General features: G+C 40.7%; 14 protein-coding genes. 7 read left to right on the forward strand and 7 right to left on the reverse strand.

Annotation, left to right across the window (positions count from 1 at the left end; all coding sequences use genetic code 11):
- Positions 1–57: 57 nt before the first annotated feature.
- Together kaiB and VB693_RS10335 are read right to left on the reverse strand one after the other, a co-directional pair.
- A complete protein-coding gene (gene kaiB / locus VB693_RS10330) occupies positions 58–384 on the reverse strand; it encodes a circadian clock protein KaiB (protein ID WP_190707725.1) in 327 nt (108 codons plus the stop codon).
- Positions 385–454: 70 nt separating this feature from the next.
- On the reverse strand, positions 455–1,024 hold the full coding sequence (locus tag VB693_RS10335) for a KaiA family protein (RefSeq protein WP_323266184.1): 570 nt from the start codon (positions 1,022–1,024) through the stop codon (positions 455–457).
- A 649-nt stretch (positions 1,025–1,673) separates the two neighbouring features.
- Between VB693_RS10335 and VB693_RS10340 the strand changes: the two genes are divergently transcribed.
- The gene (locus VB693_RS10340; RefSeq protein WP_323266185.1) at positions 1,674–4,961 is read left to right on the forward strand and encodes an ATP-binding protein; all 3,288 of its coding nucleotides are present in this window, start codon (positions 1,674–1,676) and stop codon (positions 4,959–4,961) included.
- Positions 4,962–5,024: 63 nt separating this feature from the next.
- Here VB693_RS10340 and VB693_RS10345 read toward each other — a convergent pair whose 3' ends face one another.
- Both VB693_RS10345 and VB693_RS10350 read right to left on the reverse strand, forming a co-directional pair.
- Positions 5,025–6,941: a glycosyltransferase family 39 protein gene (locus VB693_RS10345; RefSeq protein ID WP_323266186.1), complete on the reverse strand. Its 1,917-nt coding sequence runs from the start codon at positions 6,939–6,941 to the stop codon at positions 5,025–5,027.
- A 285-nt stretch (positions 6,942–7,226) separates the two neighbouring features.
- Positions 7,227–7,853: a hypothetical protein gene (locus VB693_RS10350; RefSeq protein WP_323266187.1), complete on the reverse strand. Its 627-nt coding sequence runs from the start codon at positions 7,851–7,853 to the stop codon at positions 7,227–7,229.
- Positions 7,854–8,400: 547 nt separating this feature from the next.
- Here VB693_RS10350 and VB693_RS10355 point away from each other — a divergent pair.
- The gene (locus VB693_RS10355) at positions 8,401–8,733 is read left to right on the forward strand and encodes a DUF565 domain-containing protein (protein ID WP_190707714.1); all 333 of its coding nucleotides are present in this window, start codon (positions 8,401–8,403) and stop codon (positions 8,731–8,733) included.
- Positions 8,730–9,749 (forward strand): glycerate kinase, encoded by a 1,020-nt coding sequence (locus VB693_RS10360; protein ID WP_323266188.1) that lies wholly within the window; start codon positions 8,730–8,732, stop codon positions 9,747–9,749. Before VB693_RS10355 ends, VB693_RS10360 begins: the two co-directional genes overlap by 4 nt.
- 36 nt (positions 9,750–9,785) lie before the next feature.
- Here VB693_RS10360 and VB693_RS10365 read toward each other — a convergent pair whose 3' ends face one another.
- From VB693_RS10365 to VB693_RS10375, 3 genes are all read right to left on the reverse strand, one after another.
- Positions 9,786–10,778 carry a PleD family two-component system response regulator gene (locus VB693_RS10365; protein ID WP_323266189.1) on the reverse strand — a complete coding sequence of 331 codons (993 nt, stop codon included), beginning with the start codon at positions 10,776–10,778 and terminating at the stop codon, positions 9,786–9,788.
- Complete coding sequence (locus VB693_RS10370; RefSeq protein WP_323266190.1) at positions 10,775–16,216, reverse strand: PAS domain S-box protein; 5,442 nt, start codon at positions 16,214–16,216, stop codon at positions 10,775–10,777. Before VB693_RS10370 ends, VB693_RS10365 begins: the two co-directional genes overlap by 4 nt.
- A 515-nt stretch (positions 16,217–16,731) precedes the next feature.
- Positions 16,732–18,198 (reverse strand): protein adenylyltransferase SelO, encoded by a 1,467-nt coding sequence (locus VB693_RS10375; RefSeq protein WP_323266191.1) that lies wholly within the window; start codon positions 18,196–18,198, stop codon positions 16,732–16,734.
- Positions 18,199–18,932: 734 nt separating this feature from the next.
- Here VB693_RS10375 and VB693_RS10380 point away from each other — a divergent pair.
- From VB693_RS10380 to VB693_RS10395, 4 genes are all read left to right on the forward strand, one after another.
- Positions 18,933–20,315, forward strand: coding sequence for a CmpA/NrtA family ABC transporter substrate-binding protein (locus VB693_RS10380; RefSeq protein WP_323266192.1), 1,383 nt, complete (start codon positions 18,933–18,935; stop codon positions 20,313–20,315).
- Between the two features lie 101 nt (positions 20,316–20,416).
- Positions 20,417–21,256: a nitrate ABC transporter permease gene (gene ntrB / locus VB693_RS10385; RefSeq protein WP_323266193.1), complete on the forward strand. Its 840-nt coding sequence runs from the start codon at positions 20,417–20,419 to the stop codon at positions 21,254–21,256.
- 396 nt (positions 21,257–21,652) lie between these two features.
- Positions 21,653–23,386, forward strand: a complete 1,734-nt coding sequence (locus tag VB693_RS10390) for a diflavin flavoprotein (protein WP_323266194.1) — start codon at positions 21,653–21,655, stop codon at positions 23,384–23,386.
- Between the two features lie 129 nt (positions 23,387–23,515).
- Positions 23,516–24,028: a phosphate-starvation-inducible PsiE family protein gene (locus VB693_RS10395; RefSeq protein WP_323266195.1), complete on the forward strand. Its 513-nt coding sequence runs from the start codon at positions 23,516–23,518 to the stop codon at positions 24,026–24,028.
- Positions 24,029–24,092 lie beyond the last annotated feature (64 nt).

The following is a 24,092-nucleotide window of genomic DNA, read 5'->3' on the forward strand; positions in this document are numbered from 1 at the left end:
TACTGACCCCAGGAATTTGATGACTAAATTCTGTTATTTTAAGCAAGTTTCTATGATTTAAAGTTCGTCTTGTTCTTCCCAATCTTCTTCAATCAATTCTTCATAAAGCAAATCTAATCCAATCAATACTCGTTCACGGTCTGAAAGATCACCAATAATTTTCCGGACAGGTGGAGGCAAAATTTTAGATAATGTTGGTGTGGCTAATATCTTATCTTCTTCTGCCAGTTGGGGGTTTTTCAGGACATCAATTACTTTTAAAGCATAAATACCTTGAAATTCCTGGTCTAAAATATTTTTGAGTGTTTTGAGTGCCCTGACTGAATTAGGTGTGTTCCCTGCCACATAAAGCTTGAGAACATAAGTTTTTCTGGCTTTATTCATAAAGGAAAAAGCAAAATATTAACATGGTAATATTGGACATTTTCATGAATTCAGAAGTGGTGAATTCTGCTTATTTAAAAATTGCACATCTATAGGCTTCACACAAGTGGGCTAGGATGTCTATAAGTGTCAAGCGATAATCTAGTAATGTTTCATCGCTTCTCCCTTCTAATTGTAGCTGGGTGGAAAATTCATCAATGAGTTCCATATGAATTTCTATAATTTGTGGCACAGGAATATTAGCACAAAATACTACATTGATAAATTTATCGATCTTTTCTTTTAGGGTTTTGTCTGTAGTAAAGTAATTTATGAGAATTTTTCGATAATCTGATTTGAGTTGCTGCAATAATACTTGCCGATCAACTTCTTGAGTCATGTGGTGACAAACCTGTTGTGTTTTCTGCTTGTGGTTTGCAAAGGCATAAGCATATTTACTAGTAAAATTTTCGTTAATGGTAGAGGAGAAGCATTTCAGTTGGTAATAAATCAGAGATGTTGTAGTGGCGATTAAAGGTAGAAAGCAACTAAAATGCTCTATCTTGCCACTTAAACCTATGTTGTTGATACCGACTGGTTGCTCTGGCGGATCTAAATTTTTTTTAACATCTGGTGGAAAAATCAATATTGGTAGTAGCATTTACATACTTATATATATCTCACGTTAATCATCAGGCAAAATTACGAGTGAAGTTAATAGTGAAGGGAAATCACCACGTCATGTATGTACTAACCGCTATCTCAAACTCAATCACTATCTATAATCAGATAGTGAACGATTGTGGAGATAGCTGCGGTCTTAGCTGGGGTTGTTGTCGAAAAAACATTACTTAATTTATGATTTGCATATGTATATCTCTCTAAATCAGGATTTTCTATTTTACTCCTTGATAAGATACTTAAACGAATTTAAAGTATTGTCGCATTTTCAATAATTATAATTCCTCAAGGTTCTAAAGCGAATCTTTGGAGTCATAATTGTCATAGCTGTCGCTATTGATGAAAAGTTGCCCTGCCAGTGGCAGACTGGTCTGGCTTTTCAAAGAGAGTTGAACGTGGTCAAGTAACAGGCCGCATCTGGCGAACTATTGAAATTAAACATCCATGTTCAAGGGAAGCAATTCCACTGATTCAATAGTGTAAAAGCTGGACAAGATAGCTGATATGAGTCTTCTGAAAGAATACTGCTTCAGGCGCGATGCCTACGGCGGGCGCAGCCATCGCTATTTGCCCCCTGCGCTGATGGTAAAGCCAGAGGCGTTTACAAGAAGAATGACCCCCAAAGCCTTATGTCAATGCTACAGTATCCGCTTTATGAATTTCTGGCAACTGGTTATAGTTGCTCAGAAACTACTTCTCTGGCAGTGGTGCTGGAGATATTTGAGCAAAAGCAGTGCGATCGCTTAATCATAGTTGATCAACAACACTGCCCCATCGGGGTGCTAACTTCGGCTCGGCTCACACAGCAGTTTTTGCTAACTACAGGAGATGGACAACTTGTAAATTTACAACAACCACTTTCTAGCTTGGGTCAAGGCATAATTGAGCCAATACAGATATTACCAGCTACTCATTGTCTAGAGCAATTGAGTTTATTGTGGCACTCTAGCCAAAATAATTTAGAGTGGGTGTTAGTTGATGTTGATGGCAAATTTTTAGGACTATTTAATAGTGTACGGCTGTTAACGTTGCTAGCTAAAGAACAAGTAGCAACCCCATACTCTACTGTTAGCCCATCAGAGCCAATACATCAAGACACATCATTGATTAGTGATGGCAGAATTAGGCGATCTTCTAGACTCAAACAACGTCAAAGTCAAGGATACAAACCACTAGTACAGCTATTGGAACGACTACCTTGGCCTTTGATGCTGCAAACAAGTACAGGTCAGGTGTTAGCTCGAAATCAAGCGTGGTGGCAACAATTGGGATCTCTGAAAGACCCAGAAGGGATCAGACAACAAGTAGAGGCAATTTTAGCTGCCACCCGCATCAAACAACCAGAATACGCCAACCCAAAAACACAGAAAGTTTATGCTCGTGGCGATGGCAATGAGCTAGATAATAATTACACTTTACCAATCACCGACTTACCACCTTTAAGAACATATAACCCACAAGTACCGCCACAAGATAGCAAGACTAGTGGCGGTCGCTGCTTTCTCGATAGCCAAATGGGTATTTGCACCTGCATTGTCGAAGTGCAAAGCGGTCAGGAGCGAGTTTGGCAATTTACGAAAATTCCTTTAGATAATCCAGATTTAAAACTCCCCATTTCTCAGTCAGAAGCAATACTCTACAACGATAGCTTGTGGTTAGTTTCCGCAACTGATGTCACCGAACAACAGCAACTTTGTAAAGAACTAGCAGCGAAAAACGCCGATCTCATTCAACTCAATCGCTTAAAAGATGAGTTTTTAGCCTGTATTAGCCATGAACTCAAAACCCCATTGACGGCGGTACTAGGTTTATCGCGGTTATTAGTAGACCAGCAGTTGGGCGAACTCAATGAACGTCAAGCTAGATATGCAGGGTTAATTCATCAAAGTGGCCGCCATCTGATGAGTGTGGTTAACGACATTTTAGACTTAACCCGCATGGAAACAGGCCAGATGGATCTGACATTAGTACCTGTAAATATACAATCTATCTGCGATCGCGCTCTCTCCGAAGCGAAGGCTGTTCACAACCAAACCAACAAAACCCCGTCGAAGGCTCAAAAATCTACCCCTCGCTCATCAGCAGTAAAATTTACTATGTCGATTGAGTCAGGTCTAGAGCAGATCACCGCCGATGAATTACGCTTGCGCCAGATGTTGGTACATCTGTTATCTAACGCCTTTAAGTTTACGGAGATATCCGGCGAAATCGGCTTACGCGTGAGTCGTTGGGAAGGGTGGATTGCCTTTACCATTTGGGATACAGGTATTGGTATTCCTGAACATCAACAACATCTAATTTTCCAAAAGTTCCAACAACTAGAAAATCCCCTCACCCGTCAGTTTGAAGGCACAGGTTTGGGACTAGTCTTAACTAGGGCTTTGGCGCGTCTTCACGGTGGCGATGTCAGTTTCTTGTCACAGGAAGGACAAGGTAGCCAGTTTACCTTACTTTTACCACCCAGTCCCCCCACTACAGGCTTTGCCGAATCAGACAGAGAAACAGCAGAAGTTAACGATAGCGAAAGTATTGACACACTCGAACGTGTTAACCATACTAGCCAACATCCACTCATCTCCTCCCAACGGTTAGTGCTGGTAGTTGAGGCGGTAGCTCGATACATTCAAGATTTGACCGATCAGCTCAAAACTAATGGTTATCGGGTAGTCATTGCCCGTTCTGGCACAGAAGCCGTAGAAAAAGCCCGTCGCTTGCAACCACAAGCTATATTTTTGAATCCCCTATTACCCTTGTTGTCGGGTTGGGATGTGCTGACATTACTCAAATCTGATCCCGCAGCTCGTCATATTCCCGTGATTGTCACAGCGACAGGGGCAGAAAAAGAACAGGCATTTGCTAACCGAGCCGATGGTTTCTTAAACTTACCAGTTGAGGCACAGTCTTTGACACCATTGTTAGACCAATTATGTGAGACACCAAAAGATCAGCAGCCTAGTTTAAATAATAGTGAAGAAATTGAGCCAAACAATCCCCTAAAAATCCTGAGATTAGTCAATCCTGAGTCAGAATCAATCAATCCCCACCCTTCACTACAAGAACATCGGGTGATTGAAGTAGATGACTTAGATCAAGCAGAACTCTTAGCTAGGGTTTGGCAGTTTGATGTGATTTTGCTGGATGTAGATAGTTCCTTAGCAAAAACTTATTTACAACAATTGGCTCAACATCCCCGCTTGGCTGCTTTACCTTTAGTGACTTGTGATGTCGTCACTACCCTCACCGCATCCCAAATACCGGGTTTGTCAGTGTTTCCTTGTTTAACACCATTGAATCCAGACGATAGCGATGGACATCACAAACATCCATTATTATCAGTTCTGCAAATTGCCTCTAGTGTCGGCTATCCCCCTAACATCCTAGTGGTAGATGTAACCATGTTACAGGACTTGCCACAGACCAGACGCAAACAAGTCAAGGGTTATGGCAAAGCCAAAAATTCTCCCCTCAATCAAAAAACTGCGGAACGGGGAACGGAATGGTTTCAAGCTTTAATTCAGTATTTGCAAACAGCAGGGTTAAAGGCAACAATAGCACGATGTTGGGCAGAAGTTTTACAACAAATGCGTCATCAAAGCGTAGATTTGCTACTGATTTGTTTGGAAGTTTCAGCCATTCATCCAGACGTATTGAAAGCACTGAAAACTTTGCAAGATTTACCATTAAAGTTGCCACCAATTTTAGTAATTGATCAAAGATTAAATCCAATTGCTGGTAATTCTCGCACTAGAGCCACTCAAAGTAAAAATGGGCAAAGAACAAAAACTGAGCCGGAATCTATAGAAACTGTTCTAAATGCGATCGCTACTCAAATTGTGCCTCGTTCTATATCAATGGAAGAGCTATTAAGCCAAATCAATCAAACTTTAAGTATCAAGGTGAGGCGAGGAAAATATTAATGGGGACAGGTGACAGGTGACAGGGGATAGGTTAGATAGTAACTCATTCCCAATTCTCATTAACTAAGATATATCTAACTTCTGAGATTTCATTTTTTTAAAATTAATGCGAGTTAATTGGTAAGCACCTTTGATAGCTAAATTTTGATAATTATCAGGCTGCAAGTCTATTTTAAAGAAGTTTCTTTTTTCAGTTAACAGTAACATTGAAGCTGGATGATTTGGCTGATTAGCGACAGTTTCAATATACTCAATACCCTCTCTTGTCAACTTGATAAATTTTATGTGTTTGTGGCTATAAAAAACTACACTCGGCTTTTTAAAGCCCACCATGATTATTTCTTCTTGTGGTTTCTGGAACTGTACAACAGCCGCAGATAAATCTCTTAAAGGTAGTTGACGTTCTTGATCAACCAACAGCAAAGCTGGCATGAGCATGATCATCAAAAATGCCACAAATCCTAATAAATTTACCCCAATAATTGAGTGCCATTGGCGACTTAATATTAAGACCGCAACAATGAATGCAAATAGTAGCCAAATCCAACCACCTATTTGTGGTAAACCAGAATCTTGAAGTATTTGGTTAAAGTTAGGAGCAGCTGGATCTTTACCTAAGAAATATGATAGGTGAAATAATGCTACTGATAATACAGATAAAAATACAACATTTATCCAACTACTTACCTGTAAAAAAGAAATTGGGTAAGTAATCACTGTTCTACTCGTATTTGGCTCTGGCTGGGAGAAAAAGTCACTCCACAGTAGAGCTACCAAAATTGCTGCGGCTGGCATTAAAGGTAATACATAACTAGGCAGTTTGGTGACAGCAATAGTAAAAAAGCTAAAAATGCTAATAAACCAAATAAACGCAAATAAACCTAATTGCTGAGAGCGTTCTTGAGTCCGCCAGTGCGATCGCTGCCAAAACTTCAGTCTGATCATTGCCAAAGGTAAGTACACTGAGTATGGCGCAAACAATAACAGCACAATTAAAAAATAAAAATACCAAGGTGCTGAGTGACCATTAACTACATCTGTGAAGCGTTCTATGTTGTGATAACCAAAAAAGGAGTCAATGTAATTCGAGCCATTGCGCCAAGTTACTAGCAAGTACCAAGGGGCAGACAAACAAGAGATAATTACCAGTCCCGAAAACAGCCGCATTTCCCGCACTACTGTCCATAATTGTCCCACGTACAGCAAAAATGCCCCAATAATCAGCCCCGGTAAAACAATTCCCACTGGCCCTTTCGTCAAAATTGCCCCAGCAATCAACACATAACACGCTAAATACCATTTGTTGGGAAACGGCGATTGGGTATTGAGTATTGGGTATGTATTATTTTTTACGTTATTTACTTTGTCTCTTCTCCCTGTCCCCTGTCCCCTGTCCCCTGTCCCCAATTGTGCATATCCCCGAAAAAAGCACAACAAAGCTGAGGCTATACACCCTGTCAACAACATATCTGAGACACCAGTCCTTCCCCAGATGATCATTTCTGGATTAAGTGCTGTGATGGCTGCGGCAACGACTGCGGCTAAATAGGGGCGTGTAAGAGATGAAACAGGCTTTAATTCATCTTTTTTACTCAAAGACCAGTAGATAGTATAAAACACCAAAGCCGTAACTCCCATTGCCGCCAGTGCTGAGGGGAGACGTACAGCCCATTCATTCACCCCAATCACAGCATAGGCGATCGCTTGCAACCAGTAAATTAAAGCAGGTTTATCAAACCGAGTTTCACCATTGAAATAAGGAGTAATCCAATCCCCCGTTAATAACATTTGACGGGAAGCTTCAGCAAATAATGGCTCAGTTTCGTCAATTAAGCCAACACTGCCTAAATTCCATCCATAAGCTACCCAACCAAGTACAACTAACCACACAATCACCACAGTCACAGCAAGGGCTGGACGTTTCACTATCTTATTAAGCCACTGCTCAAAAGCTTGGGGAAAGCTCAATTTTAACCTCATCAGTAGTTACTCAATAGTCAATAGTCAATAGTCAATGTCATACAGTTATTTAGTCGTTGAGTGACTACGTTTTGTTCTTCGTGATTTGGACTTTCATTCCCCACTCTTAACAATTCAAAATTCAAAATACCCTACGGGTTCGCGGTAGCGTCTCGTAAGAGAAGCAAGCCTACAAAATTCAAAAATAACTCAGCACCGGCTGAACGCCGCGCTACCGCTCTAAGCGCAGCTATGCCCGCAGGGCTTTACACCACTCCCCACTCATTACTCATTACTCAGCACTCATTACTTACTCAGTAACATTACCCATTCTTGTTTTTGGTCATCCCAGGTAGGTAGAGAGCTTTCTCCTACAACATATGGCCCCCAATAGTGACGAGAACCATCCTGGGCAAAGGCTACCAAGATATCACCTGTTTCTATTTTGAGGTTGCCTTGAGGTAGAGACAGAATTAACCCTTTTTCGCTACCTTCTTGGGGATCAAAATCCCAATGGGCGGGAATATCAGTTTTTTCTTTAACTGAACCTTTTTTAACTGACTGTCGAGCCAATAGAGCCAATCGCACAGGCTGATCTGTTTGATTGCTCATGCGTAAATTGCCTAAATATTTAGTATTGCTACTCAAGGACTGGCGAGAAGCCAATATAGAGATAGTTTTTTTAGTTTTTTGTTCTGATTTGTTACTCTGAGTCGTTAGTGGATTTGAAATAGCCGTAGAGTTACCATCTGTCAATGCCACAGGTGATGCTAAATCTTGATTTTCTGGTGTTACAACAGTAGATGGCGATGACGATGTATCTGGGTTCGTAGTTTCAAAAGACACACTCATATCTAAGCATCCTAACAGTAAACCCATCAGTCCCAAAGAGCCAGCGATAACCGCAGCATTACGATACCCGGAAGACTTCATATTGATATTGATTTAGAAATAATGTTTTGTTTAGGCTTGACCAAATACTAGCCTATTATCACTAGTTACGTTCAAGAGAAGTTTTCTACTTGCCTAATAGAAAATCTCGATAATTTGGCTGACAAATGTATCATAGATATCATATTTACTGAGAATTATCTATCTGAAGCATTACTGGAGATAGTCAAGGTAAAAAGGTGTAAAGTCCTGATGATACTGGAATTGATGTCAGGCATGATCAAGTATAAACGCCAAATATTATACCCATAACATATATTTACTCGGTGAAACACCAGAAGAAATTTTTAGTATGGAAGTAATTTGAGTCACAAGGTAGCTTTGCTTAAACAACCAAATATACCAACAGCATATTATTTACATCTCTTAATATTTTACAGCCAGTCCTGGGCATGATGAAATGATATAGCCAGATCAAATTAGTGTATAAAGACGGAAGGGTATAGCGATGTAAGGGAAGCAGAGGGAGAAAAATCCAATGCCCGATACCCAATGCCCAATGAATATTGACTAGGTAAAGCCTGATTCAATGCAAAACACACGTCTTAACAACTTGTTTGATACCATTGCTAGACGTTTGGGGCAATGGTTTTCTAATCCTTGGCGGCGGCTGTCGCTCCTGCTGATTAGCTTTTTGTTTGGCTTTTTCTTGGGGACGGCAATTTCCACTATAGCAGGACAACGTGGTGTAATAGATATTTGGGTAGCTGGGGTATTAGTCGTCATGACAGAGGTCACAAGCAGAATATTCTATAGCCAGAGTTTTTTTGCTAGGCGAGCCTTGTGGGTAGAAGTGCTGAACCTTTTGAAAGTTGGTTTTACGTATAGCTTATTTATTGAAGCCTTTAAACTAGGTTCATGATTAACGATTGGTTACAAGCAATGGGGACGGCAAGTGGGCAACAAGCAGCACAAGCCGCAGCCTTAAAAGATAGATCAAGGGCAAAAGCCTTTGGGATCACGTCGGTTAATGTAGAGCAAGTGATTCAAGAGCGATCGCAGCTTTTACAATCTGTATTACCAGCTTTTAGTCAATTTTGCCAAAATCGCCTGCATACCCCCATAGACAGGATGTTACCTGTGTTGTGGGACTTGTGGCTACCCCTGGCGGTAAAAATAGCATCACAACATCAAAAGTTACAGCGTCCTTTCATTCAAGGCATCTTAGGGAGTCAAGGAACAGGTAAAACTACGATGTGCCAACTGTTGGGGTTGATTCTCCAGGAGTTGGGATATTGTAGTGTGAGTTTATCTTTAGATGACTTGTATAAAACTTATCATGAGCGTCTAGCATTAACCCAAGAAGATCCCCGCTTAATTTGGCGTGGCCCACCGGGAACTCACGATGTAGACTTAGGGATAAATGTTCTAGAGCAAATTCGGCAATCACAAACTCCTGTTAGCATCCCCCGCTTTGATAAATCTGCCTACAGTGGTGCAGGCGATCGCACTCATCCAGAGATTGTAGAGAAAGTTGATATTTTGTTATTTGAAGGTTGGTTTGTCGGTATGCGGCCGATAGATACGCTAATATTTGACGATGCACCGCCACCCATTATCACTGATGTTGATAGAGCATTTGCCCGTGACATGAATACTCGGCTGAGTGAATATTTGCCACTGTGGGAAAGATTAGATAGCTTAATTGTGTTATACCCCAAGGATTACCGATATTCTGTAGAGTGGCGCAAACAAGCAGAACGACAAATGATTGCGGCTGGTAAATCTGGGATGACAGATGCAGAGATTGAAAAATTTGTCAATTATTTTTGGCGCTCGCTCCATCCAGAATTATTTATCAAACCCTTAGCTCAATCTGCTTCATGGGTTGATTTAGTAATTGAGATTGATCAAGATCATAGCTTGACTGTTGATTGAAAAGACCAGGGGAAAAGCAACTCATACCCCATGCCCTCAATATTCTTTCCCAACTTCCTTCCATAAAAAAGTAGTAGAGGAGGGAAGTTTGTTGTATTTTTGGCAGCGATCGCGTCCGGCAATTTTAGCTTGATATAATGCGCGATCGGCTTCGTCAATAATTTCTTGAAAATCGGAGTTGGGTTGAGGCGTAATAGTCGCTACACCAGCACTGATGGTGACATAAATATTCGCTTGTGAAGTGCTATGTGGTACACCCAACAACCGCACCGATTGGCAAATGGCCTCAGCGATATGAACTGCACCCTCAGCATCTGTTCTGGGTAAAATTACAGCAAATTCTTCTCCGCCATAACGGGCGACTAAATCAGCCGGACGTTTGACACTATCTTGAATAGCTTTAGCAACCAATTGTAGACAGCGATCGCCTGCCCGATGACCGTAGGTATCATTATATGCTTTAAAGAAATCAACATCACAGAGAATCAAAGACAAAGATAGTTGCTCCCTTACCATGCAGTGCCACTCTTGGGAACAATATTCTTCAAACCTACGGCGGTTAGCAATTTGAGTCAATTCATCAATTGTTACCAACCGTTTTAATTCTCGATTAGCAGCTTCTAGCTTTTGTTGGAGATGGGATTGTTGAATCAAACGTTTGACTCGTTGACGCAAAACCGGCCAGTGAATTGGTTTAGTAACATAATCGATAGCACCCACTTCAAAAGCGCGATCAACAGATTCTTTGTCTTCCAGTCCAGTAATCATTAAAACTGGTGTATGCTTGCTATGGTCTAGTAATTGTAAGCGAGTGCAACACTCAAATCCGTCCATATCCGGCATAATTGCGTCTAGAAGCACTATGTCTGGTTGCAGTTGATGAAAAACACTCAATGCCTCTCTACCATCTTGAGCTTCTACCGTCCGATATCCTTCATATTGTAGAGATAGTCGTAACTGCGCCCTGATAAATGGCTCGTCGTCAACAATGAGAATTAAAGACGGCTCTTGTAGGACACTAGTGTTCATGATCTCTCCTGATTAATTTCTCTTTGCAAAGCAGTTTTGACTCGCTCATACTCTTGACAAAGTTGTGAGCCGATTTCTGTAATACCTGCCAAGTCACTACTACGCCCCTGTATTTCTAGTTGCTTGCAAAGTTGTGCCAATAATACTGCTCCCACTGAGCCACTGCTAGATTTAAGTTTATGAGATGTATTCCATATAGCTTGGGCATCTTTGGTTGTGATTGCTACACTAATATTTTGGATCAATTTAGGAGCTTCTGTCAGGTAACATTCTATTAATTCAGCAAATGCACCTGCTTCTCCGCACAACATATTACGTAATTCTTGCAATATTTTAGTATCAATAACGTTTATTTTTGACACGCAATTTGCTGAGACATTGGGGTTGGGGCAGAGAATTTGGGAACTGATGGGATCATGAAGTTTGAGGGGCTGACATTTACCCAGTGCTTTGGCTAAATCATCAATCTGAATTGGCTTACTGATATAGTTATTCATGCCAGCTGCTAGACAGGCTTCGCGATCGCCTTGCATAGCATTAGCAGTCATGGCGATAATATAGGGACGAGAATCAGCACTCCAAGTTTGACAAATTCTCCGGCTAGTTTCTAAGCCATCCATTTCTGGCATATTCACATCCATCAAAATGACATCATAAGTCTGACGTTGTAATGCTTCTAAAACTTCTAACCCATTAGCGACTACGTCAGCCCCATAGCCAATTTTTTTTAGCATGAGTAGAGCAACTTTCTGATTGACTACCATGTCTTCAGCTAGCAGCAGCCGCAGTGGTAATTGCTCTGCCAAATTTTGCTCGATGGGGGTGGGATGAGAATGAGAAATGCTCGCTCGAATTGGTTGATTCCCCAAATTATAGGTAAGAACATCGTACATTTGAGATTGCTTAATTGGTTTATGGAGATAGGTAACAAATCCCATATCTCTAAAATGAGAATCATTGTCTTGCTTACCCCAAGAGGTGAGGATTATCAAGGGTAAATATTGATAAGCAGAACGCCTGCGGATTTCCCGCGCTAAGGTCAAGCCATCCATTTCAGGCATCTGCATATCTAAAATTGCAATATCAAACTTGATTTCCTGGTCAAGCAAAGCTAACGCTTCTACACCAGATGACACAACATAAGTTTGCATTTGCCAAGGTTCAGCTTGTAAGCGCAAAATTTTGCGATTGGTAGAATTGTCATCAACTATTAACAAGCGTTTACCGATCAACTGTGTTGGGGCAGTTATCAATTCATCGCCATGAGGATCAGTAAAGATGGGGGCTGTCATGGCGAAGTAAAAGGTAGAACCTGGGGTTGAGGTAGTAGATGATACGGGCTTTTGGCTTTGCCATCCTGAAGGGGGACTACCACCTACAGATCCTTGACTGTCCACCCAAAGATGACCGCCCATCATCCTCCCTAAGCGTTTACTAATTACTAGTCCTAATCCTGTACCGCCATATTTGCGAGTCATGGAGGCATCTGCTTGCACAAAAGGTTGAAACAGGCGTTTCATCTTCTCAGATGGAATACCGATGCCTGTGTCTTGGATGCTAAAGAGAAGTTCGCAGCAGTTTTTTGCTTTGGGAGTGCTATGTACAGAAAGAATCACTTCGCCTTTTTCGGTGAATTTAATAGCGTTGTTGAGCAAGTTGGTTAAGATTTGCCGCAGACGAGTTAAATCACCGACAATCTGAGTCGGCACTTGGGGATCAATTAGATAAGCTAGTTCAATATCTTTTTGGGCAGCCTTGGAGGCTAACAAGTCAATTACTTGTTCTACGCAAGTTCTAATATTAACAGGCTGTGCTTCTAGTTCTAATTTCCCTGACTCAATTTTGGAAAAATCCAGAATGTCATTAATGATGGTGAGCAAAGCTTCACTACTGGTTAAGACGGTTTCTAAAAAGTCTCGCTGTTGGAGTGTCAAATCAGTATTGAGCAGTAGTTCTGTCATGCCGATGATGGCATTCATGGGGGTGCGAATTTCATGACTCATCATCGCCAAAAATTCACTTTTTGCCCGATTTGCTGCTTCTGCTGCCCTTTTTGCCCGTTCTAAGGCAAAGTTTTTCAAAGTGAGTTCTTCCCGTTGGCGGGTTTCTTTTTCGAGGAGTTGCGCTTGGGCAAGGGCAATGCCTAACTGTGCGGCTACTGCCTCTAGTAATTCAATTTCGTCCTGATTCCACTGACGGAAATGACTACACTGGTGTAAGCCGATCGCACCATTGGGTTCTCCTTGATAAGAGGTGCGGATGGCTAGCATGGATTTCAAGTCAATTGCCCGACACATGAGGACGAAAGATTCTAGTAAAGGATCTTCGTAAACATTGGGTGAGGAGATCGCTCGATCATGGGTCATCATTTCTAGACCGTGCGGATTCCCCGACATCGGTATTTCTAGTTTCTCCATAAAGCAGAAACCAGGGACATTATTATATTCTGCTACTAGGGGAATGCGGGGAGAGGGGTCACAAACGTAGGCATGGATTAAACAGCGATCAACCGCAAAAGCTTGTCCAATTTGAGTCGCGGCGGTGGCAAAAATTTCTTTAATATCCAGACTTTGACGAATTTCTTGAGTAATTTTTTCCAGGAGCAGTGTCCGATTTAACTGTCTTTGCAATGTTTCTTGTGCTTGCACTCGTTCGGTAATATCTTTGATTGAGCCGACCATCCGTACTGGATTACCTTGTTCGTCCCATTGGGCAGTAGCATGAACTAATACCCACTTGTAAGTGTTATTGTGGCAACGCAGACGATACTCTATGACATATTTGGGGATTTTGCGACTGAGATAATTTTGCTTGACAGCGATGACGCGATCGTAATCTTCGGGATGAATGCGGCTAGTACAATCTTCGTTACTACTGATGGGTTGATAGTTTTCTTCTCCTACTAACTCTGCCCAGCGTGCCGAGCGAAAGGTTTCCTGGGCAATAATATTCCAATCCCAAATCGCGTCTTGATTGCCTTTAATGACTAGTTGCCAACGTTCTTCACTTTTAAGCAATGCTTCTTCTGCACGTTTACGCTCAGTAATGTCAATGGCAATTCCTCCTATGAGACACTCCTCTTCTTGACTGGAAATCGGAAATTTATACACCAAAAAATCTCGCACTGTGCCGTCAGCACAGGGAGCAGACTCCACAACTTCCACTACTTGATTGGTGCGAGCAACTGTTTGAATAGTCTCTAGAAAGGGTTGAGCAAATTGGGCTGGATAAATATCAAAAATGCTTTTGCCAATTATTTTTTTTAAAGGTAATTTAAAGGTGCGCCGATAATTTTCACTTAGGTAAATAATTTTACCTTCAACGTCTGTAATCCAAGCATGGGTGGGGCTATGATTCATGAATGCTTGGAAGCGTTCTTCACTGCGATGTAGTAAAGCTTCTGATTGTTTGCGTTCGGTGATGTCACGATTGACGCTAATTGTGGCTATATTTTGTCCTTGTTCATCTTGCAAAGGTACTATGGTGGTTTCAGAAATACCCTGGCTACCATCTTTGCGAACAAAGTTAATTTCCCCTGACCAACGTCCATGTTGAGTAATGTCTTCAATGATGGCGTTATTCAAGGCTACGTCTGCTTCAGGCTGATGTAACGTGTTAATAGATTGTTCACAAATCTCGGCTTTGGTATAGCCAAATATCCTTTCGGCGGCAGGATTCCAGTCGAGAATTTTCCCTTTTAAATCAGTGATGATGACGCCATCGTAGATATTTTCAAAGGTAAGGGCTTGCCGACGTAGCGACATTTCTGCTTGTTGGCGTTCACGAAGTACAGCCTGCTGTTCGCTAATATCTATTTGAATGCCTAGGAAGTGGGTTAATTGACCTGTTTCGTCATAAATGGGAGAAATGTTTAATTGATTCCAAAATAATCTGCCATCTTTGCGGTAGTTTCGCACAATCACTGTGCAACTTTTACCAGCTTTTAGGGCTAATCGCAGTTCATTGAGTGTTGGTTGCTGGGTGTCTGTACCTTGCAAGAAGCGACAATTCTGCCCAATGACATCTGTGGCACTGTAGCCTGTGATTTGCTCAAAGCCAGAGTTGACATAAATGATGGGATTGTTGGCTAGTCTGGCATCGGCAATGACAATACCATTACTAGTAGCAGCCAAGGCTCTCTCCCGCAAGCGCAGGGTTGCTTCTACTAGTTTCAAGTCGGTAATATCAAACATGAAACCTCGCAGCAGCACGGGATTTCCATCGGTTTGGACTACGCTTACAATGTCTCGCAGCCATACAACTCGGCCATCGCCGGCAATCATCCGGTATTCCATCTCGTGGTTTTCGCCTCTAGCTATGGCTGCTAGACAAATACTTAATGTCTTTTCTCTGTCTTGGGCATACAGATGATTTAACCAAAAATTCTCTTCATACCATTGGGCAACGGGATATTCTAATAGGGTTTCAGCTTGTGGCCCTACATAGGTAAAACGCCAAGTTTTTAAATCTAATTCCCAGGGAATGACTTTCGCTGTTTCTAGTAACTGCCGCAATCGGTTTTCACTAGCACGCAGAGCCATTTCTGTTTGTTGTTGTGCAGCAATTCTTTGCGCTAATTCTTGGTTGATGGCTGCTATTTTACGGTTGCTAATTTGGGTAACTTGTACTAAATAAGTTAATAATGTGAGTCCCCCAGCCGCTAATATTCCAGCTAGCAAGACAAAGGTGGGCAGAGGTGAGTGTAAATCTGCTAATAACTCAGGAGTTGGATAAATCTGTAATTGCCAGTTGACTCCGTACAAGTCAATATTGATTTGTTGATGCCAAGATGCTGGCACTGGCGATGATGTATCTTGGCTGTAAATTAAATCTTTGCTGTCAAATACCCTAATTTTGTAACCCTCAGGTATATGCAAAATAGAATCAAAAAGGGTTTGAATGTGGAAAATTCCTAAGATAAATCCATGAAATTGCTTGTTACTATATAAAGGTACACAGGCTAAAAATCCCCAGACACCTGGTTCTCGCTTCATTGTACGAGTCAGCATAGTTTGATGATTCCTACCTGCTGTTGCTAAGGCTTGCTTTTGTTGATTTACTTGCTTCCAGTTAATATCTTGTGCTGCTTGATTATTAGCTAATGGCACAGTCCACCGTACCCGCCATGACGGATCAACCCTCTCAATTGCTTGGTAGCCGCCATAATCTTGTATATAGGTTGCGGCTTCTACTTCCCATTGCGTTTTTGAGATACTATTGTGCAGTTGCCAGTGTTTCCCCATGCGCTCTAGGGCTAGAATGCGATATTGTAGTTGGGTAACTAATTCGGTTTTAGTTGCGATCGCTTGTTGTTGAATCAGTTCTTGTATATTGTTTTGCTCTGCAACTATTAATCTCTGCCAAAGGATAATTACTACAATGAAAATCACAACACCAACCAGAAGCGGCAGCAACTTTTGGGGGCTAAAAAATTTCACCAATGTAAATCTCTGATGTTTGTGCTGCCTGTACACTGATTCATCCTCCAGCACTTTGAACAAGTCTGTAGCTAGTTTTTTCTTTGTAAGTAATTAAAATTAGCCATAGCAAGGGGACAATTACGCAAAATCCCAATCGTAAAACAATTTATACATCCTTTGTTGACTTAAATCTATTGATTTTATATTTATTTCTTAATTGTTTACATTTTTTTAATTTTATCAATCATGTCCTTTTGATGTTTTCAATAAATCAAAATGAAATTTTATCTTAATTTAGAATTAATTGCCTAATTAAATTCAAATAATTATCTATATCACAGCATTTCAACTCAGCATATATATAGCTATTAGCTTGATATATTACGACAATAAAAATTTATCCAATATTAGTATTAGTATATTTGTTTCTGAAACAGAGAATATAGATTTGTGTCTTTGTAGTGACAGATGTTAAACTACAAAGACACAAAATATTTTTTATTTGACCAAACTCAGTACGGAGTTATCTTGGCTCATACGTACTCGCTTTTAGTCCCTATTGTCTGTAATAGCTGATAAAAAGGTTGCCAATTATCCGTTTGAGCAATTTCTTCCCAAATTGACTCAATTACAGGTCTTAATAATACAGTTTTGGGATTGTAATAACTTAGAGTTTCAGCAATACTCTGCATTTGCTCAGGATCAAAATGATTTAAGATTTTATGGTAAAGTAAGCACCAATTATCAAAAATTGCTGATTTATCCGATGTAGGTACAACATCTGAAGGGTTGAGTACCAATCCTGGTTCTTCTCTCCACTTAGAGGAGAAAGTACGAGCCATTTCATAGAAAAATTGATGATACCCAACTTGGCTATCTTGCAGAAATTGAATAGTTAGACTTAACAATTCATCAGCTTCAGGCATAAGCAACTGCTCAAAACCTAATTTTTTCAGCATTAAAGAACGATATTCCGCAACGTAATAATCACCAAATTTTGCCAGTCCAGCGTCTAAATCACCTTTATCGATAACTGACCTTAATGGTTGTTGGAGCAATTCCAGATTTAATTGGCAAATACCTGGTTGATGACTATAACAATAGCGTTTGTAATAGTCGAAATATGCAGCAGTGAAGTAAGGGTCATAAGTAGGAATAAACGCATAAGGACCGTAGTCAAAGCTTTCCCCAGTAATTGCCATATTGTCAGTATTGAGAACTGCATGACAAAAACCTGCGGCCATCCACTGTGCAACTAGTTCTGCGACTCGTTTAACTAATTCGGCATAGAACAAAGCATATTTATCTTGTTCATTAACTAAGTGCGAGTAATAATGCTCAACTACATGGTCTAATAACTTTTGAATTAAATCTGGACGTTGTAAATAGTACAAACGCTCAAAAGTCCCAAACCGAATATGTGAACTACTCATCCTGACCATTACAGACGAACGAGTAGGTGAAGGTTCATCACCGCGCCACAGGGATAAACCAGTTTCAATCATCGTGAGACAGCGAGAGGTACGAACCCCCAACTGATGTAAGGCTTCTGCTGCTAAAACTTCCCTGACCCCACCTTTGAGGGTTAGCATCCCATCACCACCACGGGAATAGGGTGTTCTCCCAGAACCTTTAGTACCAAAATCATAGAGTTCGCCATCAATACCACGGACTTGACCATATAAGAAACCCCGTCCGTCACCTAACTGGGAGTTATATTCCCCGAATTGATAGCCGTGATAACGCAGTGCTAAAAATGGTTTACGTCCTTGAAACAAGCTAAAAGCTGTAATAAAGTCTTCGTCCTGAACGTCTTTGGGATTTAGACCCAATTTGGGTAATAGGGCATCATTGCGCCAGCGCAGAGTATGTTGAGGAAATTCTGCTGCGGCTACTTCATCATAATAATCATCACCCAAGGATGCCAAAGCTGGTTCGTAATTCAGGGTGAGAAAAGGATTGAGAGAGTTTTTGGTGTTGGGAGTTTCAGCTAAGGTCATTATGAGCAAAGCATAATTTATTCTTCCCTCAATAGTACATCTGACAGCATCTCTCGCGTGAATTAGATAATTAAAACTTGGGGACTGAGTATAAAAACCTTATACATAGAGTGTAGCTAATACTTGTGATTAGAAATTACCTTTTTATGATCAAAAATAGCTGCCCGAAATTATTGATTAAGAAAAACGGTACTTTGCATTTTTTAAACTTATAAATGCAATAGGTTGACTACATATTGAGATTCACTATAGGAATCATATTTAATTTCTGAAATATGTGTAGGGTGCGTTACTAACACACCCTACACATACTTAAATTTTTTCAATAATCAAATCTGATCGATATAAGTTCTAGATTTATGCCATAAATTCAATAGTTACCATCAATAAATACTGATACATTGAAACTTCCTTAGGGCTTTGACTGCCAACGATAAGTTTTTACTTATATGTCCAATCTAATATTTATTTAATAATTGCCTTCTCAGAGTTAACCACTTTGGCAGAAATACCTGTAAACTAATTTCAATGAATGAAGAACTGCTTTAAACCAACCCGGCAAAAGACATTAAACTAGCAAAATTTAGCCATGATAATTATTTTTAATAATAAGTAGTTATCAAGGGCTAGTTCAATATAAGGGAAAGTTTCATAACGGTTGCAAGAAACATCAGATTTCACTTGCATAAATTGTGGTGCATAAATAAATTAAATTACTGGATTTAGGAGTTGTGATGTCAGACTTTTTTAACCAAATTTCTCGCCGTAAATTTATCGCGACAGCAGGCGCATCAGCTGGTGCTGTGTTCTTGAAGGGTTGTTTAGGAAATCCCCCAGAAGCTAACACAGGAGGGAATAACCAATCTGCACCAACTGCTCAAGCAGCAGCAAATACTAGCCCAGAACAAGCTCCAGAAGTAACTAAAGTCAATTTAGGATATGTGCCGATTGTGGAAGCTGCGCCTTTAATTATTGCTCAAGAAAAAGGCTTTTTTGCGAAGTATGGTATGACCAATGTTGAGCTAGCCAAACAAGCTTCTTGGGGTGCAGCTAGAGATAACGTAGAAATTGGTTCGGCTGGTGGTGGTATTGATGGTGGTCAATGGCAAATGCCTATGCCTCATTTAATTACGGAAGGTTTAATTACCAAGGGTAATAAGCCAATTCCCATGTATGTATTATGTCAGTTAATCACACATGGAAATGGGATTGCGATCGCCAATAAACACCAAGGTAGCGGTATCGGCTTAGAATTAGCGAGAGCTAAGGCTGTATTCTCCAAACTCAAAGCCTCCCCCACGCCCTTCACAGCCGCCCAAACCTTCCCAGCCGTTAACCAAGATTTCTGGATTCGTTACTGGTTAGCAGCCGGAGGTATTGACCCCGATGCAGACGTAAAATTGCTCACCGTTCCATCAGCGCAAACCGTCGCCAACATGAAGACAGGAACAATGGATGCTTTCAGTACCGGCGACCCCTGGCCTTTCCGCATCGTTAAAGACAAAATTGGCTATATGGCTGCACTGACAGCAGAAATTTGGAAGAATCACCCCGAAGAATATCTTGCTATGAGAGCAGATTGGGTTGACCAACATCCCAAAGCCACCAAAGCTTTATTAAAAGGCATCATGGAAGCTCAACAGTGGTGCGACAACTTTGATAACCGCCAAGAAATGGCTAATATTTTGTCACAAAGAGCTTATTTTAATGTGCCGGTTGATGTTTTAATCGACCCATTCATGGGTAAATATGACATGGGTGAAGGTCGCAAAATTGATGACAGATCAATGGCAGCTTTGTATTGGAAAGATGAAAAAGGTAGCGTTTCTTATCCTTATAAGAGTCATGATTTGTGGTTCATTACCGAAAGCGTGCGTTGGGGATTCTTGCCTAAAGATTACATTGTAAATAATGCTGCCAAAGCTAGAGCATTAATCGATAAAGTCAACCGCGAAGATATTTGGAAAGAAGCAGCGAAAGAAGCAGGAATTGCGGTTGGTGATATTCCGACAAATACATCTCGTGGTGTAGAAGAGTTTTTTGATGGTGCAAAATTCGACCCCGAAAACCCCGAAGCATACCTCAAAAGTTTGCAAATCAAAAAAGTCAGTGTTTAATCAATAGCTTTCTAGCGACGCGATTCATCTCATCTGGGTATTGAGTAGAATTTACACCTCTACACCCCTTTTCATTTGTCATCTGAGGAACATTAAAAATCATGACCATAGCACAAAGAAGAGCTGCTAACCCAAAGTTTGAGAACAGCTTCCTATCTCGTCTGCAAAAACAATTTCCTGAACTTGTTCCGCCGATTTTGGCGATCGCAATTTTTCTCGCTATCTGGCAACTGTTTTCTTGGACTCCTGGCGCGACATTACCAGGGCCTATTAAGGTTATACAAGATACTTGGATTTTGATTTTGTATCCCTTTTATGATAGAGGTGGCATTGATAAAGGATTATTTTGGCAGATTTGGGCTAGTCTGCAACGGGTAGCTATTGGTTACTCTTTAGCTGCCGTGATTGGTATTGCTTTAGGCATTGCGATTGGTGTGAATAAAACCATGTCTAAAGCTTTAGATCCTCTGTTTCAGTTATTGCGAACTGTACCGCCTTTAGCTTGGGTGCCGATTTCCTTAGCAGCTTTAAGACAAAACGAACCCGCCGCCTTGTTTGTCATCTTTATTACCGCAATTTGGCCGATTCTCATTAACACGGCTGTAGGTGTCAAAGAAATTCCCCAAGACTATAACAATGTTGCTAAAGTGCTGCAACTGTCTAAAAAAGACTATTTCCTTAATATTCTCATTCCTGCGGCTTTACCCTACATTTTTACTGGGTTGAGAATTGCGATCGGTTTAGCTTGGTTAGCAATTATCGCCGCAGAAATTGTCATGTCAGGAATTGTCGGTATTGGTTTCTTTATCTGGGATGCCTATCAGAATAACTACATCAGCGAAATTATTTTGGCACTAGTTTACATCGGTGTAGTGGGTTTGTTACTAGATAAACTCATGGCTTGGATTCAAAACCTGATTTTACCGACAGAACAGAAGTAATACCAATTCGCAATTCGCAGTTGGGTAGGGTGCGTCAGTGCGATAGAACCGAACTATACTCAGAAATTATTCATGCTGACGCACCCTACAGTTTGGATATTTTTTTATCTGGAAGTCCCTAATTGATGGTTAACGGTTAACCGTTAACTGTTGATGCTGAGTATCACATTATCCGTTATTAGTCATGTTTATGAAACTTATTGCCACAATTTAAATTTTTCATGGGTAGGAAACTAATGATAAACATTGATATATCACAATGATTATTCAATTCCATAAACAATAAAATTTACTAATCAATCGCTTCAGGAATTGGCATTTTACTAATTTTTTTTTTCAGGTAAACATAAGAGATAAGAAAACTCGCTCTACATAATATATTTTTGGATAAAACTAATGGTCGCACTCACACAACTTAATCAAGTTAACCCCAACCCTGGAAGATTGACAATTGAAACTGTGGAAATTGCCTCTCAAACAACTGCTATTCGTTGTCTAGATTGGGATAGAGAGCGTTTTGATATTGAGTTTGGTTTAAGGAATGGCACGACTTATAATTCTTTCTTAATTCAGGGTGACAAAGTTGCTTTAGTTGATACTTCTCACCGCAAGTTTGAGCAGTTATATCTGGAAATAATTACAGGATTAATCGACATAAATCAGGTTGATTATTTGATTATTAGCCACACTGAACCAGATCATAGTGGCTTAGTTAAAGATATGTTGCAATTAGCTCCTGATATTACTGTTGTTGGGGCTAAAGTAGCTATAAAATTTTTAGAAGATATGGTTCACCAGCCCTTTAAATCAATGCTGGTAAAAAGTGGAGAACGCCTAGATTTGGGCAATGGTCACGAGTTAGAATTTATTTCTGCGCCTAACTTACATTGGCCTGATACAATCTTCACTTATGACCATAAAACTAGTATTCTTTACACCTGTGATGTGTTCGGAATGCACTACTGTGATGATCACACTTATGATGAGAATTTCAGTGCAATTGAAGAAGATTTTGCATATTATTATGACTGCCTCATGGGGCCAAATGCGCGTTCTGTTTTGGCAGCTTTAAAGCGGATTGAAAAGTTAGAAATAGGAACAATTGCAACAGGTCACGGGCCTTTACTAAAATACTCTCTTTCTGAATGGATCGGACGTTATCAAAATTGGAGTTTAGAGCAAGCTAAAACAGAGACATTAGTGGCTTTATTTTATGTTGAAGATTACGGTTATAGTGAGAGTTTAGTAAGAGCGATCGCTTCCGGTAGTGCAAAAACAGGTGTGGCGGTAGAGTTAGTAGCTCTCAATGATACTGAACCCCAAGAAATCAGAGAATTAGTTGCACAAGCGGCTGGTTTAGTGATTGCAATGCCTCCCCAATCTTCAGCTGTAGCACAAGCAGCCTTAAACACTATCTTGGCTGCTGCTCACAATAAGCAAGCAATTGGTTTATTAGAGTCGGGAGGAGGAGAAGATGAACCCGTTTACCCCTTACGCAATAAGTTTCAAGAACTAGGATTAATTGCAGCTTTTCCCCCTATTTTAGTTAAGGAAATTCCCACCAAAGTCATAGAGCAATTATGTGATGAAGCAGGAACGGATCTAGGGCAATGGTTAAATCGCGATCGCACAATCAAACAAATCAAATCTCTCAATAGCGAAATCGAAAAATCCCTAGGGCGGATTAGCACAGGATTGTATATTATCACCGCCAAAAAAGGAGACGTTCAAAGTGCAATGCTGGCTTCTTGGGTGACACAAGCAAGTCTTAACCCCTTGGGAGTAGCGATCGCAGTTGCCAAAGATAGAGCCATCGAATCCTTAATGCACGTAGGCGATCGCTTTGTGTTAAACGTCTTGGAAGAAGGCAGATATCAAGGATTAATGAAACATTTCCTCAAGCGTTTTGCTCCCGGTGCAGATCGCTTTGCTGGAGTCAAAACATATCCGGCTGCTACCAATGAATCGCCTATTTTAGCTGAAGCTCTAGCTTACATGGAATGTGAAATCACCAGCCGCATGGATTGTGGAGATCATTGGGTGATTTATAGCACCGTTCAAACTGGACGAGTTGCCGAGGTAAATGCACTAACCGCCGTCCATCACCGCAAAGTTGGTAATCATTACTAATTTGTGAATTGTTATTCTTCCCAGCCTCCTTGTCCCCCTTGTCTCCCTACCCCATGCGCAGAGTTCTCTAATTTTGAATTTTGAATTTTGAATTAATTAGCCCCCTTCCCTAATCTCCTCACAACAGCCATGTACAATCCTGCTGAAGATAACTCAACCCCTATGTATGAAATCAATCGGGGACGCGTCGTGCGAACCTTGGAATTTATCCAAGACGTGATAGTGATTTGTCTGTGTATTGGTTTATTTAGCTTCATGTTACTTCAGGTGAGAGATATGTTTCTCTCCTTACTTCCGCCGCTAAATTTTCATGCTGTCACCGCCGATATTCTTTTTTTACTAATCTTAGTTGAGTTATTCCGACTGCTGATTATCTACCTACAGGAACATCGCGTATCTATTGGGGTAGCTGTGGAAGTTGCCATTGTTTCGGCATTACGAGAAGTGATTGTTAAAGGTATTCTAGAAACCAATTGGACTCAGGTTTTAGCTACTTGTGCCTTCTTATTAGTTCTAGGAATCTTACTAATTCTGCGAGTTTGGCTACCCCCAACTTTTGAAGGCATTGATCCAGAACAAGCAGTATCTAAACGCTACAAGAATCGAGCCAAATCAGAATTAATAGAAACCAACCACCATTAATTATAAGGGTGTAGGGGAGACAACATCATGCCTAATACCCAATGCCCATATCAAGAGAGGTTAC

The organism is Anabaena sp. UHCC 0399 (assembly GCF_034931465.1).
Taxonomy (GTDB): Bacteria; Cyanobacteriota; Cyanobacteriia; order Cyanobacteriales; family Nostocaceae; genus Trichormus; species Trichormus minutissimus.